At 72.2% G+C, this 21,783-nt stretch carries 19 protein-coding genes; 8 read left to right on the top strand and 11 right to left on the bottom strand.

Annotated elements, in window-relative coordinates; translation table 11 throughout:
* Nucleotides 1-47: 47 nt before the first annotated feature.
* From AB0H84_RS36465 to AB0H84_RS36445, 5 genes are all read left to right on the top strand, one after another.
* Nucleotides 48-1,823, top strand: a complete 1,776-nt coding sequence (locus AB0H84_RS36465) for an aldehyde ferredoxin oxidoreductase C-terminal domain-containing protein (protein WP_357614814.1) — start codon at nt 48-50, stop codon at nt 1,821-1,823.
* A 128-nt stretch (nt 1,824-1,951) separates the two neighbouring features.
* The gene (locus AB0H84_RS36460) at nt 1,952-3,055 is read left to right on the top strand and encodes a LacI family DNA-binding transcriptional regulator (protein ID WP_357614811.1); all 1,104 of its coding nucleotides are present in this window, start codon (nt 1,952-1,954) and stop codon (nt 3,053-3,055) included.
* Between the two features lie 4 nt (nt 3,056-3,059).
* Entirely contained in the window at nt 3,060-5,069 is a 2,010-nt protein-coding gene (locus AB0H84_RS36455) for a beta-galactosidase (RefSeq protein ID WP_357614808.1), read from the top strand.
* Nucleotides 5,066-7,327, top strand: a complete 2,262-nt coding sequence (gene yicI, locus AB0H84_RS36450; protein WP_357614805.1) for an alpha-xylosidase — start codon at nt 5,066-5,068, stop codon at nt 7,325-7,327. Before AB0H84_RS36455 ends, yicI begins: the two co-directional genes overlap by 4 nt.
* A gap of 18 nt (nt 7,328-7,345) precedes the next feature.
* A complete protein-coding gene (locus AB0H84_RS36445) occupies nt 7,346-8,731 on the top strand; it encodes a GH1 family beta-glucosidase (protein WP_357614802.1) in 1,386 nt (461 codons plus the stop codon).
* Here AB0H84_RS36445 and AB0H84_RS36440 read toward each other — a convergent pair.
* From AB0H84_RS36440 to AB0H84_RS36415, 6 genes are all read right to left on the bottom strand, one after another.
* The gene (locus AB0H84_RS36440) at nt 8,728-9,558 is read right to left on the bottom strand and encodes an SAM-dependent methyltransferase (RefSeq protein WP_357614799.1); all 831 of its coding nucleotides are present in this window, start codon (nt 9,556-9,558) and stop codon (nt 8,728-8,730) included. The genes AB0H84_RS36445 and AB0H84_RS36440 overlap by 4 nt on opposite strands.
* Nucleotides 9,559-9,652: 94 nt before the next feature.
* Nucleotides 9,653-10,300 carry a nitroreductase family protein gene (locus AB0H84_RS36435; RefSeq protein WP_357614796.1) on the bottom strand — a complete coding sequence of 216 codons (648 nt, stop codon included), beginning with the start codon at nt 10,298-10,300 and terminating at the stop codon, nt 9,653-9,655.
* Nucleotides 10,301-10,321: 21 nt separating this feature from the next.
* The gene (locus AB0H84_RS36430; protein WP_357614795.1) at nt 10,322-11,317 is read right to left on the bottom strand and encodes a LacI family DNA-binding transcriptional regulator; all 996 of its coding nucleotides are present in this window, start codon (nt 11,315-11,317) and stop codon (nt 10,322-10,324) included.
* Nucleotides 11,314-12,171 (bottom strand): carbohydrate ABC transporter permease, encoded by an 858-nt coding sequence (locus AB0H84_RS36425; protein WP_357614793.1) that lies wholly within the window; start codon nt 12,169-12,171, stop codon nt 11,314-11,316. The genes AB0H84_RS36430 and AB0H84_RS36425 overlap by 4 nt, the downstream gene beginning before the upstream one ends.
* Nucleotides 12,171-13,055, bottom strand: a complete 885-nt coding sequence (locus AB0H84_RS36420; RefSeq protein WP_357614790.1) for a sugar ABC transporter permease — start codon at nt 13,053-13,055, stop codon at nt 12,171-12,173. Before AB0H84_RS36420 ends, AB0H84_RS36425 begins: the two co-directional genes overlap by 1 nt.
* Nucleotides 13,052-14,371 (bottom strand): sugar ABC transporter substrate-binding protein, encoded by a 1,320-nt coding sequence (locus tag AB0H84_RS36415; RefSeq protein ID WP_357614787.1) that lies wholly within the window; start codon nt 14,369-14,371, stop codon nt 13,052-13,054. The genes AB0H84_RS36420 and AB0H84_RS36415 overlap by 4 nt, the downstream gene beginning before the upstream one ends.
* Nucleotides 14,372-14,548: 177 nt before the next feature.
* Here AB0H84_RS36415 and AB0H84_RS36410 point away from each other — a divergent pair, with 177 nt between their 5' ends.
* Entirely contained in the window at nt 14,549-16,624 is a 2,076-nt protein-coding gene (locus AB0H84_RS36410) for a beta-galactosidase (RefSeq protein WP_357614784.1), read from the top strand.
* A 274-nt stretch (nt 16,625-16,898) separates the two neighbouring features.
* Here the strand turns inward: AB0H84_RS36410 and AB0H84_RS36405 are convergent, their stop codons facing one another.
* Entirely contained in the window at nt 16,899-17,093 is a 195-nt protein-coding gene (locus tag AB0H84_RS36405; protein ID WP_357614781.1) for a hypothetical protein, read from the bottom strand.
* A 130-nt stretch (nt 17,094-17,223) separates the two neighbouring features.
* Entirely contained in the window at nt 17,224-18,384 is a 1,161-nt protein-coding gene (locus AB0H84_RS36400) for a hypothetical protein (protein ID WP_357614778.1), read from the bottom strand.
* 308 nt (nt 18,385-18,692) lie between these two features.
* On the opposite strand from AB0H84_RS36400, the gene AB0H84_RS36395 reads away from it, so the two are divergent.
* A complete protein-coding gene (locus tag AB0H84_RS36395; protein ID WP_357614774.1) occupies nt 18,693-19,520 on the top strand; it encodes an SAM-dependent methyltransferase in 828 nt (275 codons plus the stop codon).
* A gap of 19 nt (nt 19,521-19,539) precedes the next feature.
* On the opposite strand, the gene AB0H84_RS36390 is transcribed toward AB0H84_RS36395, so the two are convergent.
* From AB0H84_RS36390 to AB0H84_RS36380, 3 genes are all read right to left on the bottom strand, one after another.
* Nucleotides 19,540-19,914, bottom strand: a complete 375-nt coding sequence (locus AB0H84_RS36390; protein WP_357614772.1) for a YchJ family metal-binding protein — start codon at nt 19,912-19,914, stop codon at nt 19,540-19,542.
* A gap of 5 nt (nt 19,915-19,919) precedes the next feature.
* A complete protein-coding gene (locus AB0H84_RS36385; RefSeq protein ID WP_357614769.1) occupies nt 19,920-20,762 on the bottom strand; it encodes an NAD-dependent protein deacetylase in 843 nt (280 codons plus the stop codon).
* A gap of 67 nt (nt 20,763-20,829) precedes the next feature.
* Entirely contained in the window at nt 20,830-21,234 is a 405-nt protein-coding gene (locus tag AB0H84_RS36380; protein WP_357614766.1) for a helix-turn-helix domain-containing protein, read from the bottom strand.
* 138 nt (nt 21,235-21,372) lie between these two features.
* On the opposite strand from AB0H84_RS36380, the gene AB0H84_RS36375 reads away from it, so the two are divergent.
* Nucleotides 21,373-21,768 carry a TIGR03618 family F420-dependent PPOX class oxidoreductase gene (locus tag AB0H84_RS36375; RefSeq protein WP_357614763.1) on the top strand — a complete coding sequence of 132 codons (396 nt, stop codon included), beginning with the start codon at nt 21,373-21,375 and terminating at the stop codon, nt 21,766-21,768.
* Nucleotides 21,769-21,783: the final 15 nt, after the last annotated feature.

Genomic DNA, 21,783 nt, shown 5'->3' with positions numbered 1-21,783 from the left:
TGATGTTGTCCGCCCTGGTCCCCTCATCGACTCCAGGAGGCTTGGGCGTGCCGTTCATCGTGGATCTGACCAGCGGAAGCGTGGAGAAGGAGGATCGCTCGGCCGAGCGGGGGCATTTCGGCGGGTCGATACTCGGGCTGCGGCTGATGGCGGAGCGCACGCCCGCGGGGCTCGATCCGTACGACCCCCGGGCCCTGCTGTACGTGGCGGCCGGGACGCTGGGCGGGACGGCGGCTCCGGGGCTGGCCAAGGCGGTGTTCCTGGCGAAGTCCCCGCTGACCGGGGTGGCCGGGGAGACGCACGCGCTCGGGCCGTTCGCGGCGGGACTGCGCGGGGCGGGCGCCACGGCGCTGGCTGTCGTGGGGCGGGCCGAGCGGCTGTCCTACCTGCTCGTCCAGGGCGGCGAGGTGACCTGTCACCCCGCCGAGGAGCTGCGGGGGCTGGGCACGGCCGCCACCACGGACGCGCTGCGGGCCAGGCACGGCCGGGCCGCGCACGTCGCGGCGATCGGGCCCGCCGGGGAGAACCTCGTCCGGTACGCGAGCGTGGTCACCGACCGCGCCTACGCCGCCGGGCGGTACGGGCTCGGCGCCGTCTTCGGGGCCAAGAACCTCAAGGCGATCGTGTGCGTGGGCGACGCGCCCGCGCAGGTGGCCGACCCCGAGGCGGTAGCCCGGATCGCCGCCTACTACCGGGAGTCGCTGGGCACGAACCCGCTCGCGGCGTGGCAGGCGGGGGTGCCGGGGTTCGCCGGCTGGGTCGGGGAGCCGCCCGCCCCGGGGTACGCCTCGGTGCGGAACTTCTCGGTGCCCGGCGCGTCCGGCCTGCGGGTTCCCGAGGCGCGGGAGTACGAAGGCCGGGCGGTGGCGACCACCGGCGCCTGCCCCGGCTGTCCGAACGACTGTCTCAAGGTGTACGCGCCCCCGGGCACCGCGGAGCGGCGGACGGGCGGGCTCGGGCAGGAGGCGTTCCTGTCGCTCGGGTGGAACCTCGGGATCGACGACCTCGACGCCGTGCTCGGCGCGAACGCCCTCTGCAACGACCTCGGCCTCGACCCGGTCTCCCTCGGCGGGACGCTGGCGTTCGCCATGGAGTGCGCCGAGCGCGGCCTGCTGCCCGGAGGTCCCGCGTTCGGCGACGCGGCGGCGCTGCCGGGGCTGATCGGGGACGTCGCGACGCGCGGCGGCGCCATGGGCGACCTGCTCGCCGAGGGCACGGCGCGGGCGGCCGCCAGGCTCGGTCCCGCCGCCGCCCCGTACGCGATGACGGTCAAGGGCGCCGAGCTGCCCTGCTTCGATCCCCGCGTCCAGCCGGGCATCGGCCTCGGCTACGCGATCTCCCCGGGCGGGCCGCGCTACGACGCGCTGGAGCATGACCTCGACTTCGACCCCGTCGCCGGGCTGGCCTACTGCTTCGGCGAGGCCCGGCGGATCGGGGCCGAGCCGGCGCCGGTGGCCGAGCTCGACGCCGAGCGGGGGCGGCGCACCGCCCGGCTGCTGCGGCTGTGGAGCGGGCTCGACGCGCTGAACCTGTGCGTCTTCGCCTCCTCCCCCACCCGCCCGCTGACCATCGACCATCTGACCGCCCTGGTCGCCGCCGTCCTCGGGGACGCGTTCACCCTGGAGGACCTGCTGGCGGCCGGTCAGGCGCGGCTCGACGCGATGCGCGCGTACGCGGCCCGCGAGGGCGGCGGCCCGGATGAGCTGCCCGCCCGGATGCACGACGAACCCGTCACGGAGGGGCCCCACCGGGGCGCCGTGCTGGAGCGCGCCTCGTTCGGGCGCGCCCGCGACGCCTTCTACAAGGAGCTCGGCTGGCACTGAGCCTCCCCGCCGCCGACGTCGCTCCGCACGAAGAGCGGCGTTTGGGATGTCCGATTCAACCCCATTGACATCTCCGCAAATCGGACTTTAAGTTGTGCGAAACGTTTCGATCCAGGGAATCGGCGGAGATGTCTTCGATACGTGACGTGGCCGAGCGGGCGGGGGTGGCGGTCAGCACCGTGTCCGCCGCGCTCAACGGCACCCGTCCGGTGGCGGCGGACACGAGGCGGCGCATCGAGCGGGCCGCGGCCGACCTCGGATACCGCCCGAGCCTGCTGGCCCGCGGCCTGCAGAGCAAGCGCACCCGCATCCTCGCCCTGCTCTATCCCGCTCCGCGCAGCGGCTTCGGGGTGACCGAGATGCAGTTCGCCACCGGCGCCGCCGAGGCGGCCCGCGAGCTGGGCTACCACCTGCTGCTCTCCCCCGAGCACGCCGACCCGGTCGAGGAGCTGCGCCACCTCACCGGCCTGGGCCTGGTGGACGGCGTGCTGCTGATGGAGGTCGGGCTCGACGACGAGCGCACGGACTTCCTCATGGAGGCCGGGGTCCCGTTCAGCATGATCGGGCGGACTCGCGACCCGGGCTCGATCGACCACGCCGACATCGACTTCGCGGCCACGGCCAGGCAGGCCGTGGCGCACGTGGCCGGGCTCGGGCACCGCAAGCTGGCCTTCTTCAACCTGGCCGCCGACGCGTACGCGGCACAGTACGGCCCCGCGATCCGGGCCGGGGCGGAGTTCGCCGAGGCCGCCCGCGCGGCCGGGCTCGGCTACGTGGACGACTTCCGGCCGGGCTCGGCCGAGGAGGGCAGGCAGGCGTTCGACCGGCTGGTCGCGGCGCATCCGGACGTGACGGCGCTGGCGGTGATGGACGACCACGCTGCGGCCGGTGTGATCGCGGCCGTGGCGGCGCGCGGCTGGCGGATCCCCGAGGACCTGACGTTGCTGCTGGTGCTGTCGTCGGCGGCCGTCGCCGAGATGTTCCACCCCCGGCTCACCACGCTGGAGCCGCCGAGCGCGGAGCTGGGCGGGCTCGGCGCGCGCATGCTCATCGACCGCCTGGAGGACGACGGCCCGCCCCGGCACCGGCTGCTCCCCTGCCGCCTGGTGATCGGCGACAGCTCCGCCCCGCCGCGAGGGAGCGCCGTCGTCTGGAGGAGCGGCGGGAGCGCAGCGACCAGAGCGGGGGAAGGCGACGGCATTCGGGGCGACCGAGCCCGCCTCACGGAGTGAGGCCATGAGCAGGCGAAAGGGACAGACGATGACACTGGGCATGCACACGCTCACCGCCGGACGTGGCCTGCTGTTCGGCGGTGACTACAACCCCGAGCAGTGGCCGGAGCACGTGTGGGCGGAGGACGCCGAGCTGATGCGGGCCGCCGGGGTCAACCTCGTCACGGTCGGCGTCTTCAGCTGGGCGCGGATCGAGCCCGAGCCGGGCAGGAGGGACTTCGCCTGGCTGGACCGGGTGCTCGACCTGCTCGGCGCGGCCGGGATCGCGGTGGACCTGGCCACCCCCACCGCCTCCCCGCCTCCGTGGCTGGGGCACCGGTGGCCGGAGACGCTGCCGGTGGACGAATCGGGGCACCGCCTCTGGTACGGCTCGCGCAACCAGTTCTGCCCGTCGTCCCCCGTCTACCGGGAGCGCGCGCTCGCCCTGGTCGAGGAGCTGGCCGAGCGGTACGCGGGCCACCCGGCCCTGGCCCTGTGGCACGTGGGCAACGAGTACGGCCAGGTCTGCCACTGCGACGAGTCCGCCAGGGCGTTCCGCGCCTGGCTGAAGGAGCGCTACGGCGACCTGGACACGCTCAACGAGGCGTGGGGCACCACGTTCTGGAGCCAGCGCTACAGCGAGTGGGCCGAGATCGTCACCCCCCGCCGCGCCCCCTACATCGTCAACCCGTCGCAGCAGCTGGACTTCTGGCGCTTCTGCTCCGACGCCCTGCTCGACCACTTCCGGGCCGAGCGCGACATCCTCCGCGCGCGAACCCCGGACATCCCGGTCACCACCAACTTCATGGGCCTGTTCAAACCGGTCGACTACTGGTCGTGGGCGCAGGAGGAGGACATCGTCTCCAACGACCACTACCCCGACCCGGCCGACCCGCTCGCGCCCGCCCGCACCGCGCTCACCCACGACCTCATGCGCGGCCTCGCGAAGGGCAGGCCGTGGCTGCTGATGGAGCAGTCCACGAGCGCGGTTAACTGGCGCCCGCACAATCCGCCCAAGCCGCCCGGCCGGCTCAGGCTGGAGTCGCTGCAGGCGGTCGCCCGGGGCGCGGACGGGCTCTGCTACTTCCAGTGGCGGGCCTCCCGGTTCGGCGCCGAGCGCTTCCACTCCGCGATGGTCCCGCACGCGGGCGCGGACACCCGCCTGCACGCCGAGGTGCGCGCGCACGGCCAGGAGCTGCGCGGGCTGAGCGGGGTGGCCGGGCAGCCGGTGCCGGCGCGGGTGGCGATGGTGTTCGACTGGCCGAGCTGGTGGGCGCTGGAGGAGCGCGGCCGGCCGAGCGACCGGCTCACCGCGACCGACCAGCTCTTCTCCTACTACCTGCCGTTCTGGGAGCGCGGGGTGACCGTGGACCTGGTGCCGCCGTCCGCCGCGCTCGACGGTTACGCCCTGGTCGTGGTCCCGAACCTCTTCCTGATCGGCGACGCGGACGCCGCGGCCATGACCGCCTACGTGCGCGGCGGCGGGGTCCTGGTCGTGGGTCCGTTCTCGGGGGTCGTGGACGAGCGGGCGCACGTGCGTACCGGACGGTTTCCCGCGCCGCTGCGCGAGGTGCTCGGCGCGTCCGGCGAGGAGTGGCGGCCCGCGGACGGGCCCGTGCGCTGCCGGTGGGCGGACGGGGCGGAGTTCGCCGCGCACACCTGGACCGAGCTGGTCCGGCCGGAGGGCGCCGAGACGGTGGCGGAGTTCGCCGAGGGCGGCCCCGCGGTGCTGCGGCACCGCGCCGGGGAGGGCGTCGCCTGGTACGTGGCCACGATGCCCGAGCCGGACGCGCTCGGCGCTCTGGCCGAGCGGGCGCTGGCCGACGCGGGCGTGCGCGGGGTGCTGCCGGAGCTGCCGCGCGGTGTCGAGGCGGTGCGCCGCGGCGACGTCCTGTTCCTGCTCAACCACGGCGCGGACGCGGTACGCGTGCCGCTCCCCCACGCGGCGACGGACTTACTGACCGGATCGGCCACCGACGGCCAGGTCACCTTGGCGCCTCAGGCGGTCGCGGCCCTCGTAGAAGGAGCGGAATGAAGTTCAAGGACGGCTACTGGCGGCTGCGTCCCGGGGTGCGGGCCCACTACGCCACGCAGGCCCACGACGTGACCCCCGACGCCGCCTCGCTGCGGATCCTGGCCCCGGCCAGGCCCATCACCCACCGCGGCTCCACGATCGACGGCCCGGTGCTGCGGGTGGATCTGTCGTCGCCGATGCCGGACGTCATCCGCGTCCGTACGGCGCACTTCGCCGGGTCCGTCCCCGCCGCCCCCGCCTTCGAGGTGCGCGACGACGCCCCGGACGTGGACATCGCCGTGGACGGCGAGCAGGCGAGCCTGACCAGCGGCGCGCTCACCGTGCGGGTACGCAGGGACGCGCCGTGGGAGATGACCTTCAGCGCGGGCGGGCGCGAGCTGACCCGCAGCGGCGGCAGGAGCCTCGCCGCCATGCGTGACGCCGACGACCGGCACTTCATGGTCGACCAGCTCCGCCTCGGCGCCGGGGAGCTCGTGTACGGGCTGGGCGAGCGGTTCGGCGCCTTCGTGCGCAACGGGCAGACGGTCGACATCTGGAACGAGGACGGCGGCACCAGCAGCGACCTGGCCTACAAGAACATCCCCTTCTACCTCACCAACCGCGGCTACGGCGTGTTCGTCAACCATCCCGGGCGGGTGTCGTTCGAGGTGGGCTCGGAGTCGGTGTCGCAGGTGCAGTTCAGCGTCGAGGGGCACGACCTCGAATACCTCGTCATCCACGGGCCCACGCCCAAGGACATCCTGCGCCGCTACACCGCGCTGACCGGCCGCCCCGCGCTGCCGCCGGCCTGGTCGTTCGGGCTCTGGCTGTCCACGTCGTTCACCACCGACTACGACGAGGCGACGGTGACGTCGTTCGTGGACGGGATGGCCGAGCGGGACCTGCCGCTGAGCGTGTTCCACTTCGACTGCTTCTGGATGCGCCAGTACCGGTGGTGCGACTTCGAGTGGGACCCGGAGGTGTTCCCCGACCCCGAGGGCATGCTCCGGCGGCTCAAGGAGCGCGGGCTGCGCGTCTGCCTGTGGATCAACCCGTACATCGGGCAGGCGTCGGCGCTGTTCGAGGAGGGGATGGCGGCCGGCCACCTGCTGCGCCGCCCCGACGGGACCGTCTGGCAGGACGACCACTGGCAGGCGGGCCGGGCGCTGGTGGACTTCACCTCCCCGGCCGCCCGCGAGTGGTACGCGGGCAAGCTGCGCGGACTGCTCGACATGGGGGTGGACGCGTTCAAGACCGACTTCGGCGAGCGCATCCCGACCGACGTCGCCTACGCCGACGGGTCCGACCCCGAGCGCATGCACAACTACTACACGCTGCTCTACAACCGGACCGTGCACGAGGTGCTGGCCGAGCGGGGCGCGCCCGTGCTCTTCGCCCGCTCCGCCACCGTGGGCGGGCAGCGGCTGCCGGTGCACTGGGGCGGCGACTGCGAGTCGACGTTCGAGGCGATGGCCGAGTCGCTGCGGGGCGGGCTGTCGCTGGGGCTGGCCGGGTTCGGGTTCTGGAGCCACGACATCGGCGGTTTCGAGGGGCTGCCCGATCCGGCCGTGTTCAAGCGGTGGGTGGCCTTCGGGCTGCTGTCGTCGCACAGCCGGTTGCACGGGAGCAGCTCGTACCGGGTGCCGTGGCTGTTCGACGAGGAGTCGGTGGACGTGCTGCGGTCGTTCACGCGGCTGAAGGCGCGGCTCATGCCATACCTGTACGGCGCCGCGGTCGAGGCGGTCACCGACGGGCTGCCGATGATGCGGGCCATGCGGCTGGAGTTCCCCGCCGATCGGGGCTGCGACTACCTGGACGCGCAGTACATGCTCGGGCCCGACCTGCTGGTGGCGCCGGTCATGTCGGCGGATGGGGAAATTTCGTACTACGTCCCTGAGGGAGTCTGGACGCCGCTGCTCGGCGGGGAGAGCGTGAGCGGACCCGGGTGGCGTACCGAGCGGCACGGGTTCGATAGCCTGCCGCTGCTGGTGCGACCTGGTGCCGTGGTGCCGACGGGCGCCCGCGACGACCGGCCCGACTACGACTACGCCGACGGGGTCACCCTGAACGCCTACCGCCTCCCCGACGGCGCCCGCCGCACCGTCACCGTGCCCGCCCCCGACGGAAGCGCCGCCGCCGTCTTCGAGGTGTCGCGCACGGGCGACCGCGTCCGGGCCCGCCGCGTGGCGGGCGCGCCCACGAGCTGGAGCCTGCGGCTCTTCGGAGAACGCCAGGCGACGGAGACCACCCAGGGCGACGACATTGAGATCACCCTGTAAGGACCTTTAAGGAGCAGCATGCCCACATTCCCCGAGAACTTCGTGTGGGGCACCGCCACCGCCGCCTACCAGGTGGAGGGCGCCTGGAACGAGGACGGCCGCGGCCCGTCGATCTGGGACACCTTCTCCCACACCCCTGGCCTGGTGGCGGGCGGCGACACCGGCGACGTGGCCTGCGACCACTACCACCGGCTGGAGGAGGACCTGGACCTCCTCTCCGCCCTGGGCGTCGGCGCGTACCGGTTCTCGATCTCCTGGCCGCGGGTCCGCCCGAACGGCACGGCCAACCGGCCGGGGCTGGACTTCTACGAGCGGCTGGTGGACGGGCTGCTCGCCCGCGGCATCGACCCCGTCGCCACCCTCTACCACTGGGACCTGCCGCAGGAGCTGGAGGACGCGGGCGGCTGGCCCAACCGCGACACCGCCTACCGCTTCGCCGAGTACGCGTCCCTCATGGGCGAGACGATCGGCGACCGCGTGCGCGCCTGGATCACCCTGAACGAGCCGTGGTGCTCGGCCTACCTGGGCTACGCCTCCGGCGTGCACGCCCCCGGCAGGACCGAGCCCGCCGCCGCGCTGGCCGCCGTGCACCACCTCAACCTCGGCCACGGCCTGGCCGTCCAGGCGCTGCGCGCGGTCGTCGACCCGGCCGCGCAGATGTCGGTCACGCTCAACCTGCACCACGTCCGCGGCGTCTCCGAGGCCGACGCCGACGCGGTGCGGCAGGTGGACGCGCTGGCCAACCGGGCCTTCCTCGGCCCGATGCTGGAGGGCGCCTACCCGCGCGACCTCATCGCCGACACCGCGTCGGTGACCGACTGGTCGTTCGTGCGCGACGGCGACGAGGCGACCGCGTGCCAGCCGCTGGACGTGCTGGGGGTCAACTACTACAACCCCACGCTGGTGCGCCGGTGGGACGGTTCCTCCGAGCGGTCGACCGCCGACGGGCACCAGGACGGGGCCGCCTCGCCGTGGATCGCCTGCGAGAACGTCGAGTTCGTCCAGCAACCGGGCCCGTACACCGAGATGGGGTGGAACATCGACGAGACCGGCCTGACCGAGCTGCTGCTGCGGCTCCACCGCGACTACCCTGACCTGCCCACCATGATCACCGAGAACGGCGCCGCGTTCGCCGACGTCGTGACGCCCAACGGGCGCGTCCACGACGAGCGGCGCGTCGACTACCTCCACCGGCACCTGACCGCCGTGGCCGAGGCGATCTCGGCCGGGGCGGACGTGCGCGGATACTTCGTGTGGTCGCTGATGGACAACTTCGAGTGGGCGCACGGGTACGCCAAGCGGTTCGGCATCGTCCGCGTGGAGCCCGGCACGCTGGAGCGCGTCTGGAAGGACAGCGCCCACTGGTACCGCGACGTGGTCGCCTCCGGCAAGCTGCCCGGCTAGGGTTTGCGGCCCACGCCCCCGACGAAGGTGTGGTACGTGATGCCCGGCGTGGCGCGGTCGTCCCGGCCCGGGCGCCACTCGGGCAGCGGCACCAGGCCGGGCTCCAGCAGTTCGAGGCCGTCGAAGTAGGAGAGGATCTCCTTCCGGGTGCGCCACCGGCCGGTGCCGAGGCGCTCGTTGAAGATCCTCTCCGCCTCGTACGCCTGCTTCGACACCTCGGGATGCGCCTCGCCCGGGTTGTGGAAGTGCGAGATCACCATGTGGCTGCCCGGGGCGAGCGGCCGGAGCAGGGCGGCCGCGACGCCGGCCGGGTCCTCGTCGTCGGCCAGGTGGTGCAGGATGCCGAACATCAGCAGCCCGACCGGCTGGCCGAAGTCGATCAGGGAGCGCGTCTTCGGGTCCTCGAGGATCTTCTCCGGCTCGCGGGCGTCGGCCTCGACGATCGTGGTGCTGGCGTCCACGGCGAGCAGGGCCCGGCCGTGGACGAGCACGATCGGGTCGTGGTCGACGTACACGACTTTCGACTGCGGGGCCACCGCCTGGGCGATCTCGTGGACGTTGCCCTGGGTGGGCAGGCCCGAGCCGATGTCCAGGAACTGCCGGATCCCCGCCTCGGCCGCCAGGTAGTGGACCGTGCGCCGCAGGAACTCCCGGTTCGCCCTGGCCGCCTCGGGCGCGTCGGGAGCGATCTGCAGCGCGGCCGCGGCCACCTGGCGGTCTATCTCGTAGTTGTCCTTGCCGCCGAGCATGTAGTCATAGACGCGGGAGACACTGGGCTTGGTCGTGTCGATCCCGCGGGGCGCGCGCTCCTGCTCGCTCTCGGGCACTGTCGGCTCCTCGGTCGGTGGTTAGATCCGTGATCCTATTTCCGAACCCCCGATATACGCGGACATTTCATCATGCGTGCGGCCGGTGTTGCGCCTACCAGCGATCGACGTGCAGCACCTCGTCGAGCGGCTGCCGCCCCGCGGACCTGAACGTCTCGCCGAGGTAGTGGGCGGTCGGGATGAGCACGCCCTGCCGGACGTCGTCCGGGATGCCGAGCAGCTCGGCGATCTCGCTCTCGTACGCCAGGTGCAGCGTCGTCCAGGCCGTGCCGAGCCCGCGGGCCCGGGCGGCGAGCATGTAGCTCCAGGCGGCGGGGAGCAGCGAGCCCCACAGACCGGCCTGGTTGCCCTGCGGCAGCCCGCCGTCCGGCAGCGTGATGCAGCCGATCACCAGGACCGGCACCTCCCCCATGTGCTCGCCCAGGTAGGCGGCGCTCTCGGACACGCGCTGCTGCGCCGCCGCCCTGACCGGGTCCTGGAACTGCGACCCGGTCAGGGCGCCTGACTCGTAGTAGGCCCGCATCGAGCGGCCGTAGTAGTCGCCGATCGCCCGGCGCAGCTCGGGGTCGGTCACCACGATCCAGTGCCAGCCCTGCCGGTTGCCGCCGGTGGGCGCCTGGAGCGCGACCTCCAGGCACTCGCGTACCAGGTCCATGGAGACGGGACGGGTGAGGTCGAGGCGCCTGCGCACGCTGCGGGTGGTGGTGAGCAGCTCGTCGGGGCTCAGTTCGTTGATCGCCATAGGACCATGATGCCAACCCGGTCAGGCGGAGTCGCGGATCACCAGCTCCGTGGGCAGCACCACCGGGTCCACGTGCCCGGCGCCGTCGATGAGCGCGAGCAGCAGGCGTACCGTCTCCTGGGCCACCTCCGCCAGCGGCTGGCGGATCGTGGTCAGCGGCGGGTGCGTCAAGAGGGCCACCGACGAGTCGTCGAAGCCGCCCACCGCCACGTCGTCCGGCACCCTGCGCCCCGCGGCGCGCAGGGCCGCCAGGGCGCCCGCGGCCATCAGGTCCGAGGCCACGAAGACGGCGTCGATGTCGGGCGTGCGGGCCAGCAGCTCGGTCATGGCCCGCTCGCCGCTGGCCTGCGTCCAGTCCCCGTGCGCGATCAGCTTCTTGGACGCCTTGCGGCCCAGCACGTCGGCGAAGCCTTCGAGGCGCTGGATGCCGCCGGGCGTGTCCATCGGGCCGGTGATCATGGCGATGCGCCTGCGGCCCTGGCGCACGAAGTACTCGGTCATCTGGCGGCCGCCCAGGCGCTCGTCGGCGGCGGCGTACGGGATCAGGCTCTCGCGGCCGATGACGGCGCCGCAGGAGACCGCGGGCGGCCCGGACTGCAGGGCGTCGACGAACGGGTCGCCGGCGTGCGTCGACATCAGCAGCACTCCGTCGGCGTGGCCGCCGCGGACGTAGCGGACGACCCGGTCGCGGTCGCCCTCGTCGCCCGCCAGCATCATCACCAGCGACATGTCGCGCTCGGCCAGCATCCTGATGGCGACCCGGATGGTGGTGCTGTAGTTGGGGTCCTCGAACAGCTTCTCGTGCGGCTCCGACAGCACCATCACGACCGACCCGGTGCGCTGGGTGACGAGGCTGCGGGCGGCCCGGTTGACCACGTAGCCGGTCTCCGAGATGGCCCGCTCGATGGCCACGCGCGCCGCCGGGCTCACGTACTTGTCACCGTTGAGCAGCCGGGAGACCGTGCCGCGTGACACCCCCGCGGCGGCGGCGACGTCGTGGATCGTAGGGCGCTTCATTTCACGGCTCCGGATGAAAGATCGGTCTTCCAGTATCGCTGCATCGTCAGGAAGAGCGCGATCAAGGGGACGATGGACAGCAGCGCGCCCGTGAGGATCAGGTTGTAGAGCGAGGGCTGGTTCGCCCCGGCGGCCAGCAGCGTGTAGAGGCCGACCGTGAGCGGGAACTTGCCGTCGTCACCGAGCATGATGAACGGCAACAGGAAGTTGTTCCAGATGGCCACGAACTGGAACAGGAAGATCGTCACCATGCCGGGCACCATCAGCGGCACCGCCACCCGGGACATCAGCCGCCACTCGCTCGCCCCGTCGATCCGCCCCGCCTCCAGCAGCGAGTCCGGGATGGCCGCCGTGGCGTAGATGCGGGCCAGATAGATGCTGTACGGGTGCAGGATCTGCGGCAGCAGGACCGCCCAGTAGGTGTCGGCCAGCCCGACCTTGGAGAACAGCAGGTACTGCGGGATCGCCAGCACCACCGCGGGCACGAGGATGCCGCCGATGAGCAAGTTGAAGATCAGGTTGCGCCCGGGGAAGTGGTATTTGGCCAGCGCGTACCCGGAGATCGCCGAGACCGCGGTCGACAGCAGCGCGCCGCCGCCCGCGTAGATCACCGTGTTGGCCGCCCACAGCCAGAACACCCCGTCCCGATAGGTGAACAGCTGAACCACGTTGTCGAGGAAGCCGGTGCCCAGCGCGAGCGTCGAGGTGCTGAACAGCTCACCCGGCGACTTGGTCGCCGCGATGAACACCCAGAGCACCGGGAAGAGGCAGTAGATCGCGCCGAGCAGGAGCAGCCCGGTCGGCGCCACCCCCCACGGCCCGCGCGGGGCCGTCCGGCGGTGTGCGGTGGCCATCAGCCCTCCCCGAAGGCGCGGTTGCGGACCACGCGCAGGAACCCGAACGACAGGACGAGCGAGATCGCCGCGATGACGATCGAGGTGGCGGCGGCCGAGTACAGGTCGCCGGTGACGAACGCGTCGCGGTAGACCTTCATGAGCGGGCTCCACGTGGAGCTGATCGTGTTGGTCAGCGGCCGCAGCGTGGTGGGCTCGGTGAAGACCTGGAGGGTCGCGATGATCGAGAACACGGTGGTGAGGATGATCGCCGGGGTGAGGATCGGGATCTTCACGCGCACCGCGATCTGGAATTCGGAGGCCCCGTCGAGCCGCGCGGCCTCGTACAGGTCGCGCGGGATCGCCCGGAGCGTCGTGTAGAGCACGAGCATGTTGAAGCCGACGCCGCCCCACACCGCCACGTTCGCCATGGAGTACGTGACGGTGCTCGGTCCGAGGAAGTCGACGTCCAGGACGTCCCTGATGGGGCTGAGCGAGGGCAGGTAGAGGAAGCCCCACAGCAGCGTGGCGGCCACGCCCGGCACCGCGTACGGCAGGAAGATCGCGATCCGCGAGAACCTGGCCAGCCGCACCCGCGCCGAGTCCAGCAGCAGCGCGAACAGCAGCGCCAGCCCGAGCATGACGACCAGCACCAGCGTGCCGTAGCCGAGCACGCGCAGCCAGCCGTTCCAGAGCTCTGGGTCGGACAGGGCGGCGGAGAAGTTGTCGAAGCCGACGTAGACCTCCTTCCGCGCGCCCCTGCCGAGTCCGAGCCCGGACACCTTGGTCCGCCGCAGCGCCAGCCAGACGGTGTAGCCGATGGGCACCGCGAGGAAGAGCGTGAACAGCACGATCGCGGGGGTGAGGAACAGGTACGGCCACGCACCCCTGCCGGACTGCTTCATGAGGCGATCTGGAAGCCGGACTTGCGCATGTCGGCGACCGTGGCGTCCTGCATGGCCTGCACCGCGTCGGAGAACGACGTCTTGTTCTGCAGCGCCTTGTCGAAGTTGTCCCTGAACGCGTTGTACGCCACGCCGACATTCGGGCCGAAGGTGAAGCCGCGGGCGACGGCGGAGGCCGCGGCGGCCTGCTGCCAGAATTCGGGCTGGTTGGAGAAGTAGTCGGGCGCCTGGCCGAGCGAGGACTGGGCCTTGGTGGCGGCCGGGTAGATGGCGGCCTCCTTGACCAGCAGGCCGAGGGCCGCGGGGTCGGTGTTCATCCAGGTGACGAACTGGACGGCGGCCGCCTTGTTGGGCGTCTTGGCCGACACGGCCGTGGACGAGCCGCCCCAGAAGCCGCTGTAGCTCTCACCCGCGTTCCACTGCGGGAGCGGGGCGACGGCCCACTTGTCCTTGGCCTTGGGCGCGTTGGTCGACAGCACGCCCGGCGCCCAGACCGCCGACGGCCAGGTCAGCAGCTTGCCGTCGTTGAGAGCCTTGTTCCACTCGGGCGTGAAGAACGGCATGTCATCGATGACGCCCTCCTTGACCAGTCCGCCCCAGTAGTCGGCGACCTTCTTGGTGGGCTCGGCGGCGATGGCGACCTTCCACGACTCGCCGCTGATCGACCACCACTGGGCCCCGGCCTGCTGCGCCAGGCCCGTGAATGCTCCCGGATCCTTGCTGGAGAACGTGCCGAGGTACACCTTGGGATCCTTCTTGCGCAGCGCGCGGGCCGTGTCGGCGTACTCCTGCCAGGTCTTCGGGAGCGCGAGGCCGTACTTGTCGAACAGGTCCTTGCGGTAGAAGAGCATCATCGGGCCGCTGTCCTGCGGGACTCCGTACACGCCCTCCGTGCCCAGCGTGACGAGCCTCCACAGGCCCTCGGCGAACTCGCCCTTGACGGAGGCGGTCTCGGCCTTGAGGTCGGCCACCGCGTCGGCGGCGACGAACGACGGCAGGTGCTGGTACTCGGCCTGCACCACGTCGGGCGGGTTGCCCGCCTTGGCCGCGGTGAGGAACTTGGCCGCAGCCTCGTCGCCGCCCGCCTGCTTGCTGACCGTGACCTGGATGTCCGGGTGCGCCTGGTTCCAGACCGCGGCGATCTTGTCCATGTTGGGGGCCCAGGTCCAGTACGTCAGCTTGACCGGTCCCTTGGCGGCGGCACTGGGACTCTGCGCCGCCTCGGTGCTTTCGGCGGGCTCGCCGGACGACCCGCAACTCGCGAGAGCAGCCGTGAGCACGACGGCCAGGGCGGCTCCAAGGCGGTTGGCGCGCATGCGTACCTCCAGAAAGTTCTGTGAACGTGCACAGAGTGAAACAGCCGCGAAACAACCGTCAAGGGGTCGTTATGTTCTCGTTAATCGGCCATCATCGGAGGAGGCAGGGCGGCCGGTCGCCAGGAAGCGGGGCAGGCGCTACTGTGCACGTTCACAGAAGCTTTTCAAGGGGGATGGATGTACCCGGAGCGTCCTGCCGGTATCGCCTTCGGCGGCGACTACAACCCGGAGCAGTGGCCGCGCGAGGTCCTGGAGGAGGACGTGGCCCTGATGCGCGAGGCCGGGGTGAACCTGATCAGCCTGGGCCTGTTCTCGTGGGCGCTGATGGAGCCCGCGGAGGGGCGCTACGACTTCGGCTGGCTGGACGAGATCGTGGACCGGCTGCACGAGGGCGGGGTCGCGGTGGACCTGGCCACGCCGACCGCGGCCCCGCCTGCGTGGTTCATCCGGAAATATCCTGATGTGCTGCCGGTGACCAGGGAGGGGACGCGGATCGGGTTCGGCGGCAGGCAGAGCGCCTGCTCCAGCGCCCCCGCCTTCCGGGAGGCGACCGCGCGGCTGGTGCGCGCGCTGGGCGAGCACTATCGCGGGCATCCGGCCGTGGTCATGTGGCACGTGCACAACGAGTACGGGGCGCCGCTCGGCGAGTGCTACTGCGAGCACAGCGTGGCGGCGTGGCGCGAATGGCTCCGCTCCCGATATCGCGATATTTCAGCATTGAACGAGGCCTGGGGCACCACGTTCTGGGGCCAGACGTACACCGACTGGGCGGAGATCGATGCCCCCCGCTTCAACCACACGGCCGTCAACCCGGCCCAGCGCCTCGACTACGCCCGCTTCAGCGACGCCCAGCACCGCGAGCACTACGCGCTCCAGCGCGACATCCTGCGCGAGCTCACCCCCGGCGTCCCCGTCACCACGAACTTTGCGGGCACCGTGAACTGCAAGTCCGCCGACCTGTGGCAGTGGGCCCGCGAGTTGGACGTGATCGCCAACGACCACTACCTGAAGGCCGAGCGGCCCGACAACCACATCGACCTGGCCATGTCCGCCGACCTCGCCCGCTCGGTGGCGGGCGGCGCCCCGTGGATGCTCATGGAGCACTCGGCGGGCGCGGTGAACTGGCAGCCGCGCAACATCGCCAAGCGGCCCGGCGAGATGCGCCGCAACAGCCTCGCGCACGTGGCGCGCGGCTCCGACAGCGTGCTGTTCTTCCAGTTCAGGGCCTCCCGCTTCGGGGCCGAGAAGTTCCATTCGGGGATGGTGCCGCACGCGGGGACCGATTCCGCGCAGTGGCGCGAGGTGGTCCGGCTCGGCGCCGACCTGCGCAAGCTCGCCGGCCTTCAGGGGAGCCGGGTGCGGGCCGAGGTCGCGCTGGTCTGGGACTGGGAGTCGTACTGGGCGCTGGAGCTGGACTGGCGGCCGTCGGTCGATCTGACGTTCAGGGAGCGGATGGACGCCTTCTACGAGGCGCTGTGGCGGGAGCACGTGACGGTGGACTTTGTCCACCCTTCCGCCGATATTTCGGGATATCGAGTGGTGGTGGCGCCCAGCTCGTACCTGCTGACCGAGGCGTCCGCCAAGAACCTCCACCGGTACGTCGAGGCGGGCGGCACCCTGCTCGTGTCGTACTTCTCCGGCATCGTGGACGAGCACGACACCATCCACCCCGGCGCCCACCCCGGCGCGCTGCGCGAACTGCTGGGCCTGTCGATCGAGGAGTTCCACCCGCTGCGCGAACACGAGACTGTGACACTGACCGACGACGACAGCGACGGCAGCAGCAGCGGCAGCAGCGACGGCGACGGCCGTAACGGTGGCGGCGGCGGCACCGGCGGCCGTGACGGTGGCGGCGACGACGGTGGCATGGCCCGCGTTTGGTCGGAGCGGGTCCGCCTGGCCGGTGCGGTCGCCGTACGCGACTTCGCCACCGGACCCGACGCCGGTCACCCCGCTTTCACCCGCCACGACCTCGGCGCGGGCACCGCCTGGTACCTCGCGACCGCGCCCGTCGCCGGTCTGCGCGAGTTGCTCGGCCAGGTGCTCGACCACGCCAACGTGTCCCGGCCCCGCGGCCTCCCCGACACCCTCGAGCTGGTACGCCGGGGCGACCACGTCTTCCTGATCAACCACGGCGAGGAGGCGGTGACGGTCGAGGGGGTGAGCGGCACGAGCGTCTTCGACGGCGTACGCCACGAGGGGCCGGTCACCGTCGCGCCCGGCGCGGTCACGGTCATCGCCCTGACCCCTTAGGGAGACGTCCACCCCGACACCCGCGCGGTCCAGGACCTTGCGCCGCGCCCCACCACTGCGCGTCACCGCTGCGCCTCCTGAGCGCCGCCGCCTGAAGCCGCGCTGGATGCCGTCGCATGGACTGCCGGGCGGCGAATGCCGCTGCCTGGACTGCCGGGCAACGGATGCCGTCGCGTGGGCTGCCGAAATCGGCTGCGCCGTGCCCTACCCGCCGTGCCCTACCCGCCGTGCCCTACCCGCCGTGCCCTACCCGCCGTGCCCTACCCGCCGTGCCCTACCCGCCGTGCCCTGCCCGCCGTGCCCTGCCCGCCGTGCCCTGCCCGCCGTGCCCTGCCCGCCGTGCCCTGCCCGCCGTGCCCTGCCCGCCGTGCCCTGCCCGCCGCGCCGCCCCGCCCGCCGTGCCCTGCCCGCCGTGCCCTGCCCGCCGCGCCGCCCCGCCCGCCGCGCCGCCGTGAGGTCCCTCGGCCACGACCGCCCTTGCCGGCGGTCACCCGGACCTGGTGGCGAGCAGGAGCGCCAGACCGCAGGACGGGCTCCACAGCGAACGGCCGGGGCACGAGGCCCCGGCCGTTCAAGGTTCTCTCATCCGCCGCCTGTGCTCAGGAGCAGGGGCGCGGGTGTGTCCGCCGGACCTGCGGCGAGGCCGCGGACATGGGGTGGGTCCGGGCCGCGCATGCCGGGCGGGACCCCGCGTGCGCCGGCCGCGTGAGCGTCGGCTTCTCGTGGTTGACGTTCTCCACCTTCACCGTGCTGGGCCTGGTCTTCACCGAGGTGGGCCGCGCCGGCACGACCGACGGGTGGCTGGACGCGGTGGAGGGCTTGGTCAGCACGAGCGGCTTGGCGGGAGTGACCGGCTTGACCGCCGCGACAGGGTGAACCTGCACGGCAGGCTTGGCTGGGACAGCAGGCTGGGCCGGGACGGCGGGCTGGGCCGGGATCGCAGGCTTGGCCGGCACGGCCGACGACTTGCTCTCACCCGGCGTGGCCGGCGCGCAGGCCTCGGTGGACACGACCGGCTTGACCGCCACCGCGGGCTTGGCCGGAGCGGCCGGCATGGCCGGAGCGGCCGGCTTGACCGGCGCAGCAGGCTTGACCGGGGCGGCGGGCTTCGCCGGGGCGGCCGGCTTGACCGACACCTTCGTCACGAGCGCCGGCTTGGCGGGGCGCGGCTGGACCGACGGCGCCGCCGGCTTGACCGCGATGCTGCTCGACTTGGTGACGAGCCCGTCGTCCACGCCGGCCCCCGAGCACGCGGCGCACGCGGCGCAGGCGTCGGACGGGGCTGCCGGGGCTGCCGGGGCTGCCGGAGCCGCCGGAGGGGCCTGGACAGCCGTGCTGGAGAGGCCGCAGCCGATGGCGGACTCGTCAGCCGGGACTGCCAGGTCCTCCGGGGCTGTCAGGTCCACCGGGGCCGTCACGTCCGCCGGGGCGGCGGGAGCGGCCGGGGCGGCGCACAGGACTTCGGCGCCGCACGCGCTGCCCAGCGCGTAGCCGGAGTCCGTGCTGTAGCCGGTGTAGGCGCCGGCCGCCCGGCCGAGAACGTCGCCGCACCCCTCGACCTTCATGAGCGCGAACCCGTTCAGCAGCAGGGAGTCGCGACTCGGACAGGGGCTGACCTGCGTCCAGGTACGGACGCCGGCGGGGCGGATGCCGGTGATCGTTTGCTGCTGCACGAACCCGAGTTCGTACACCTGGGTGAAGGCGGTCGCCTCCGGGGGTGGCTCGGTGGGCGCGGCAGCGGCGGGCGTCGCCAGTGCCACGGACATGAGCATGAACGGCAAAGCGGTAGCCGCTACCGTCGTGTGCCGTGAACGCAATATTTGCATAGGCACACGAGTAGCGCCCGCCATCACGGCGAGGGGAGGGCGACACCCCCTCCCAGACGCCAACCGGAATGGATCTTGTCCTTCTCTTGGTGTCCGGCCCGGTTCGCGCGGGTCTCCCACAGAGCCGCCTTGACCCGAAATCCTGACCGAAATTTACGACTAATGCGGAAATCTGGTCAGTCCATCAGTAAGATCGCTGTCAGCTACCTCAGCGGCACAGTGCGTACCCGAAGGAGCCGCCCATGGCCGACCCCCGGCAGCAGCGCGCCTCCCGAAGAGTCGACACCTCCAGACCCAGCACCTCCCGCCTCTACGACTTCATGCTCGGCGGCAAGGACAACTACGAGGCGGACCGCCGGCTGGCGCAGCGGGTGCTCGAGATCATGCCGGACGCCCGGGAGGCGGCGCTGGCGAACAGGGAGTTCCTCGCCCGGGTGGTCCGGTTCATGGCCGCGCAGGCGGGCGTCAGGCAGTTCCTGGACGTCGGTGCCGGTCTGCCCGCACGGGAGAACGTCCACGAGATCGCCAGGTCCGCCGCCCCCGGCTCGCGCGTCGTGTACGTCGACCACGACCCGATCGTCCTGGTCCACGGCCGCGCGCTGCTGGCCGTGGACGGCCGCACCACGATCGTCGAGGGCGACGCCAGGAACCCGGACGCGATCGTCGACGATCCGGAGACCAGGCGCCTCATCGACCTCGGCGAGCCGGTCGGGCTGCTGATGCTCGGCGTCCTGCACCACCTGCCCGACCACGAGGACCCGGCCGGGATCGTGGCGCGGCTGGTGAAACGCCTCCCGTCCGGCAGCCACGTGGCCGTCTCCCACTTCCACAATCCCGTGGATCATGCGGAGGCGGCCCATCAGGCGTACGCGGCCGAGAAGCTCTTCAAGGAGAGCCTCGGGACGGGCCGGTGGCGCACACGCGAGGAGATCCTCGCCTGCTTCGACGGCCTGGAGCTGCTGGAGCCCGGCCTCGTGCCGCTGCCGGAATGGCGGCCCGGCCCCGGCGACCGCGCCAGGCCCGGCCTCTCCCATCAGACCCTGGTCGGAGCCGTCGCCCGCAAGCCGTGAGGGCAGGTGACCGCAGGGGTCACAGCGCGCCCGCGTACACCCAGCGGCCCTCGAGACGGACGAAACGGCTGTTCTCCTCCAGCACGCCCGCGCGCCCGCGCTCGGTGTAGTGGGCGCGGAAGCGGACCGTGCCCTCGGTGTGCACGACGCTGCCGCCCGTCGTCTCCAGCACCTCCAGGCGTACCCACCGGACCTTCCTGTCGAGGTCGAGCGAGGCGGGCCGCGCGGCCGGGTGCCAGGTCCGCAGCAGGTAGGCCGCGTCGCCCACCCCGAACGCGCTGAACCGCGACCGCATGAGCTGCTCGGCGGTGGCGGCGGCCGCCGCGCCTCGGTGGAGCTTGCCGCAGCAGTCCTGGTAGGGCGTGGGCAGGCCGCACGGACATGTACGAGACATGCGCCCTATTGTGCCGTGCCCACGTGGGCCGGGAGCCGCGCCGTGAGGTCGGTCAGCGTCGGGCCGAGCGGGGCGTCCAGGGTGAGTGAGGCGTCGGCGTCGCCGCCGGTCGGGCCCTGGTTGACGATGGCGATCGGGATGCCGAGCGCGGCGGCCTTGGTGACGAACCGCAGGCCCGACTTGACCGTCAACGACGACCCGAGCACGAGCAGCGTCCGCGCCCCCGCCACCATGGCGAAGCACTCGTCCACGCGGGGGCGGGGGACGTTCTCGCCGAAGAAGACCACGTCGGGTTTGAGCAGCCCGCCGCACGTCGCGCAGTCGACCACCTCGAACCCGGCGACCTGCTCGTCGGTGAGCACGGCGTCGCCGTCGGGGTTGATCTGCCCGCTGGCCTCCCAGGCGTGGTTGGCCGCGCGCAGCCGCCGCTCCAGCTCGGCGCGCGGGGTGCGCTCCCGGCAGGACAGGCAGACGACCCGGTCGAGGCCGCCGTGCAGCTCGATCACCCGCCTGGCCCCGGCCGCCTGGTGCAGGCCGTCGACGTTCTGGGTGACGATGCCGGCGAGCAGCCCGCGCCGCTCCAGCTCGGCCACGGCCCGGTGGCCGGCGTTGGGCCGGGCCTCGCCGATCTGCCGCCAGCCGACGTGGCTGCGCGCCCAGTAGCGCTGCCGGGCCTCCGCGCTGCCGACGAAGCGCTGGTACGTCATCGGCTCCGCGCGCCTGGCCCGGCCGGTCGGCCCCCGGTAGTCGGGAATGCCGGACTCGGTGGACAGGCCTGCCCCGCTGAGCACGACCACCCCTCCCCCGGCGACCAGCTCCGCCAGTCGTGTCACTGTCACAGAGTCCATGGTGCCCGATCCAGAGGGTCTGCACGGAATCGAGATCAGCCGGCTTCGCCCGCGCTCACGTGTGTGATCAGGCGGGGCGGGGGCGGCGATCGTCTGCGTCGTACCCCGCCCGGGCCTCCTCGACCTTGCTCATGTTGGCGCCGGCCCAGTCGGCCAGGGTGGCGAAGAGAGGAGCCAGGCTGCGTCCCAGCTCGCTGATCTCGTACTCCACCCGCGGCGGCACCTCGGGATGGTAGGTACGCACCACGAGACCGTCGCGCTCCAACTGCCGCAGCCGCTGGGTCAGCACCTTGGGCGTGATCGTGGCGATGCGCCGCTGCAGCTCCACGAAACGCTGCCGGCCGTACTCGTTGAGGCTCCAGAGGATCGGGGTGGTCCAGCGGCTGAAGACGATGTCGACGACCGGAGCGATCGGGCAGGCCTGCTCGGGCTCGGCCGACACGGTTGCCGTCCAGGTCGCGTCGCCGCTCATGCGGGTCCCCTCTGACATAGTCACTTTCTTCTAGGTACCTACTATACGAAGGATGCTAGCTTCGCCGGGTCGCCGATTCGGAACGGAGCTGTTCATGATCGCAGTAACGGGCACCAGCCGAGCGCACCGCGCCTTCACATGACCGCGCCACCGTTGCCGGCCTCCGCGGAGCGCTTCCTGGCCGAGCCGCATCTCGCCACCCTGACCACCTTCCGGCCGGACGGGTCTCCCCACGTGGTGGCCGTCCGTTTCACCTGGGACCGTGAGGCGGGACTGGCCCGCGTCATGACGGTCGGCTCATCGCGCAAGGCCAGGAACCTCCTGTCGGCCCCGGGAAGCCGCGCCGCGCTCTGCCAGGTCGCGGGTTTCCGCTGGATCACGCTCGAGGGTACGGCCACCGTGTCCGACGAGCCGCTGCGGGTCGCCGAAGGAGTGCGGCGCTACACCAGGCGCTACTCGTCACCGCCGCCCAGCCCGCCTGGGCGGGTGGTGGTCGAGATCGCCGTCGACCGAGTGATGAACCTGAACACCTGATTTGTCGTACTGGAA

This window comes from Nonomuraea sp. NPDC050786 (assembly GCF_040654115.1).
Classification (GTDB): domain Bacteria; phylum Actinomycetota; class Actinomycetes; order Streptosporangiales; family Streptosporangiaceae; genus Nonomuraea.
This window is presented reverse-complemented; position numbering and strand designations above follow the sequence as displayed.

Bases quoted from the DNA above. Each gene is read 5' to 3' on its own strand.
- AB0H84_RS36460 (WP_357614811.1), top strand. From the start codon at position 1,952: ATGTCTTCGATACGTGACGTGGCCGAGCGGGCGGGGGTGGCGGTCAGC.
- AB0H84_RS36455 (WP_357614808.1), top strand. From the start codon at position 3,060: ATGAGCAGGCGAAAGGGACAGACGATGACACTGGGCATGCACACGCTC.
- yicI (WP_357614805.1), top strand. From the start codon at position 5,066: ATGAAGTTCAAGGACGGCTACTGGCGGCTGCGTCCCGGGGTGCGGGCC.
- AB0H84_RS36445 (WP_357614802.1), top strand. From the start codon at position 7,346: ATGCCCACATTCCCCGAGAACTTCGTGTGGGGCACCGCCACCGCCGCC.
- AB0H84_RS36435 (WP_357614796.1), bottom strand. From the start codon at position 10,300: ATGGCGATCAACGAACTGAGCCCCGACGAGCTGCTCACCACCACCCGC.
- AB0H84_RS36430 (WP_357614795.1), bottom strand. From the start codon at position 11,317: ATGAAGCGCCCTACGATCCACGACGTCGCCGCCGCCGCGGGGGTGTCA.
- AB0H84_RS36425 (WP_357614793.1), bottom strand. From the start codon at position 12,171: ATGGCCACCGCACACCGCCGGACGGCCCCGCGCGGGCCGTGGGGGGTG.
- AB0H84_RS36420 (WP_357614790.1), bottom strand. From the start codon at position 13,055: ATGAAGCAGTCCGGCAGGGGTGCGTGGCCGTACCTGTTCCTCACCCCC.
- AB0H84_RS36415 (WP_357614787.1), bottom strand. From the start codon at position 14,371: ATGCGCGCCAACCGCCTTGGAGCCGCCCTGGCCGTCGTGCTCACGGCT.
- AB0H84_RS36410 (WP_357614784.1), top strand. From the start codon at position 14,549: ATGTACCCGGAGCGTCCTGCCGGTATCGCCTTCGGCGGCGACTACAAC.
- AB0H84_RS36395 (WP_357614774.1), top strand. From the start codon at position 18,693: ATGGCCGACCCCCGGCAGCAGCGCGCCTCCCGAAGAGTCGACACCTCC.
- AB0H84_RS36390 (WP_357614772.1), bottom strand. From the start codon at position 19,914: ATGTCTCGTACATGTCCGTGCGGCCTGCCCACGCCCTACCAGGACTGC.
- AB0H84_RS36385 (WP_357614769.1), bottom strand. From the start codon at position 20,762: ATGGACTCTGTGACAGTGACACGACTGGCGGAGCTGGTCGCCGGGGGA.
- AB0H84_RS36380 (WP_357614766.1), bottom strand. From the start codon at position 21,234: ATGAGCGGCGACGCGACCTGGACGGCAACCGTGTCGGCCGAGCCCGAG.
- AB0H84_RS36375 (WP_357614763.1), top strand. From the start codon at position 21,373: ATGACCGCGCCACCGTTGCCGGCCTCCGCGGAGCGCTTCCTGGCCGAG.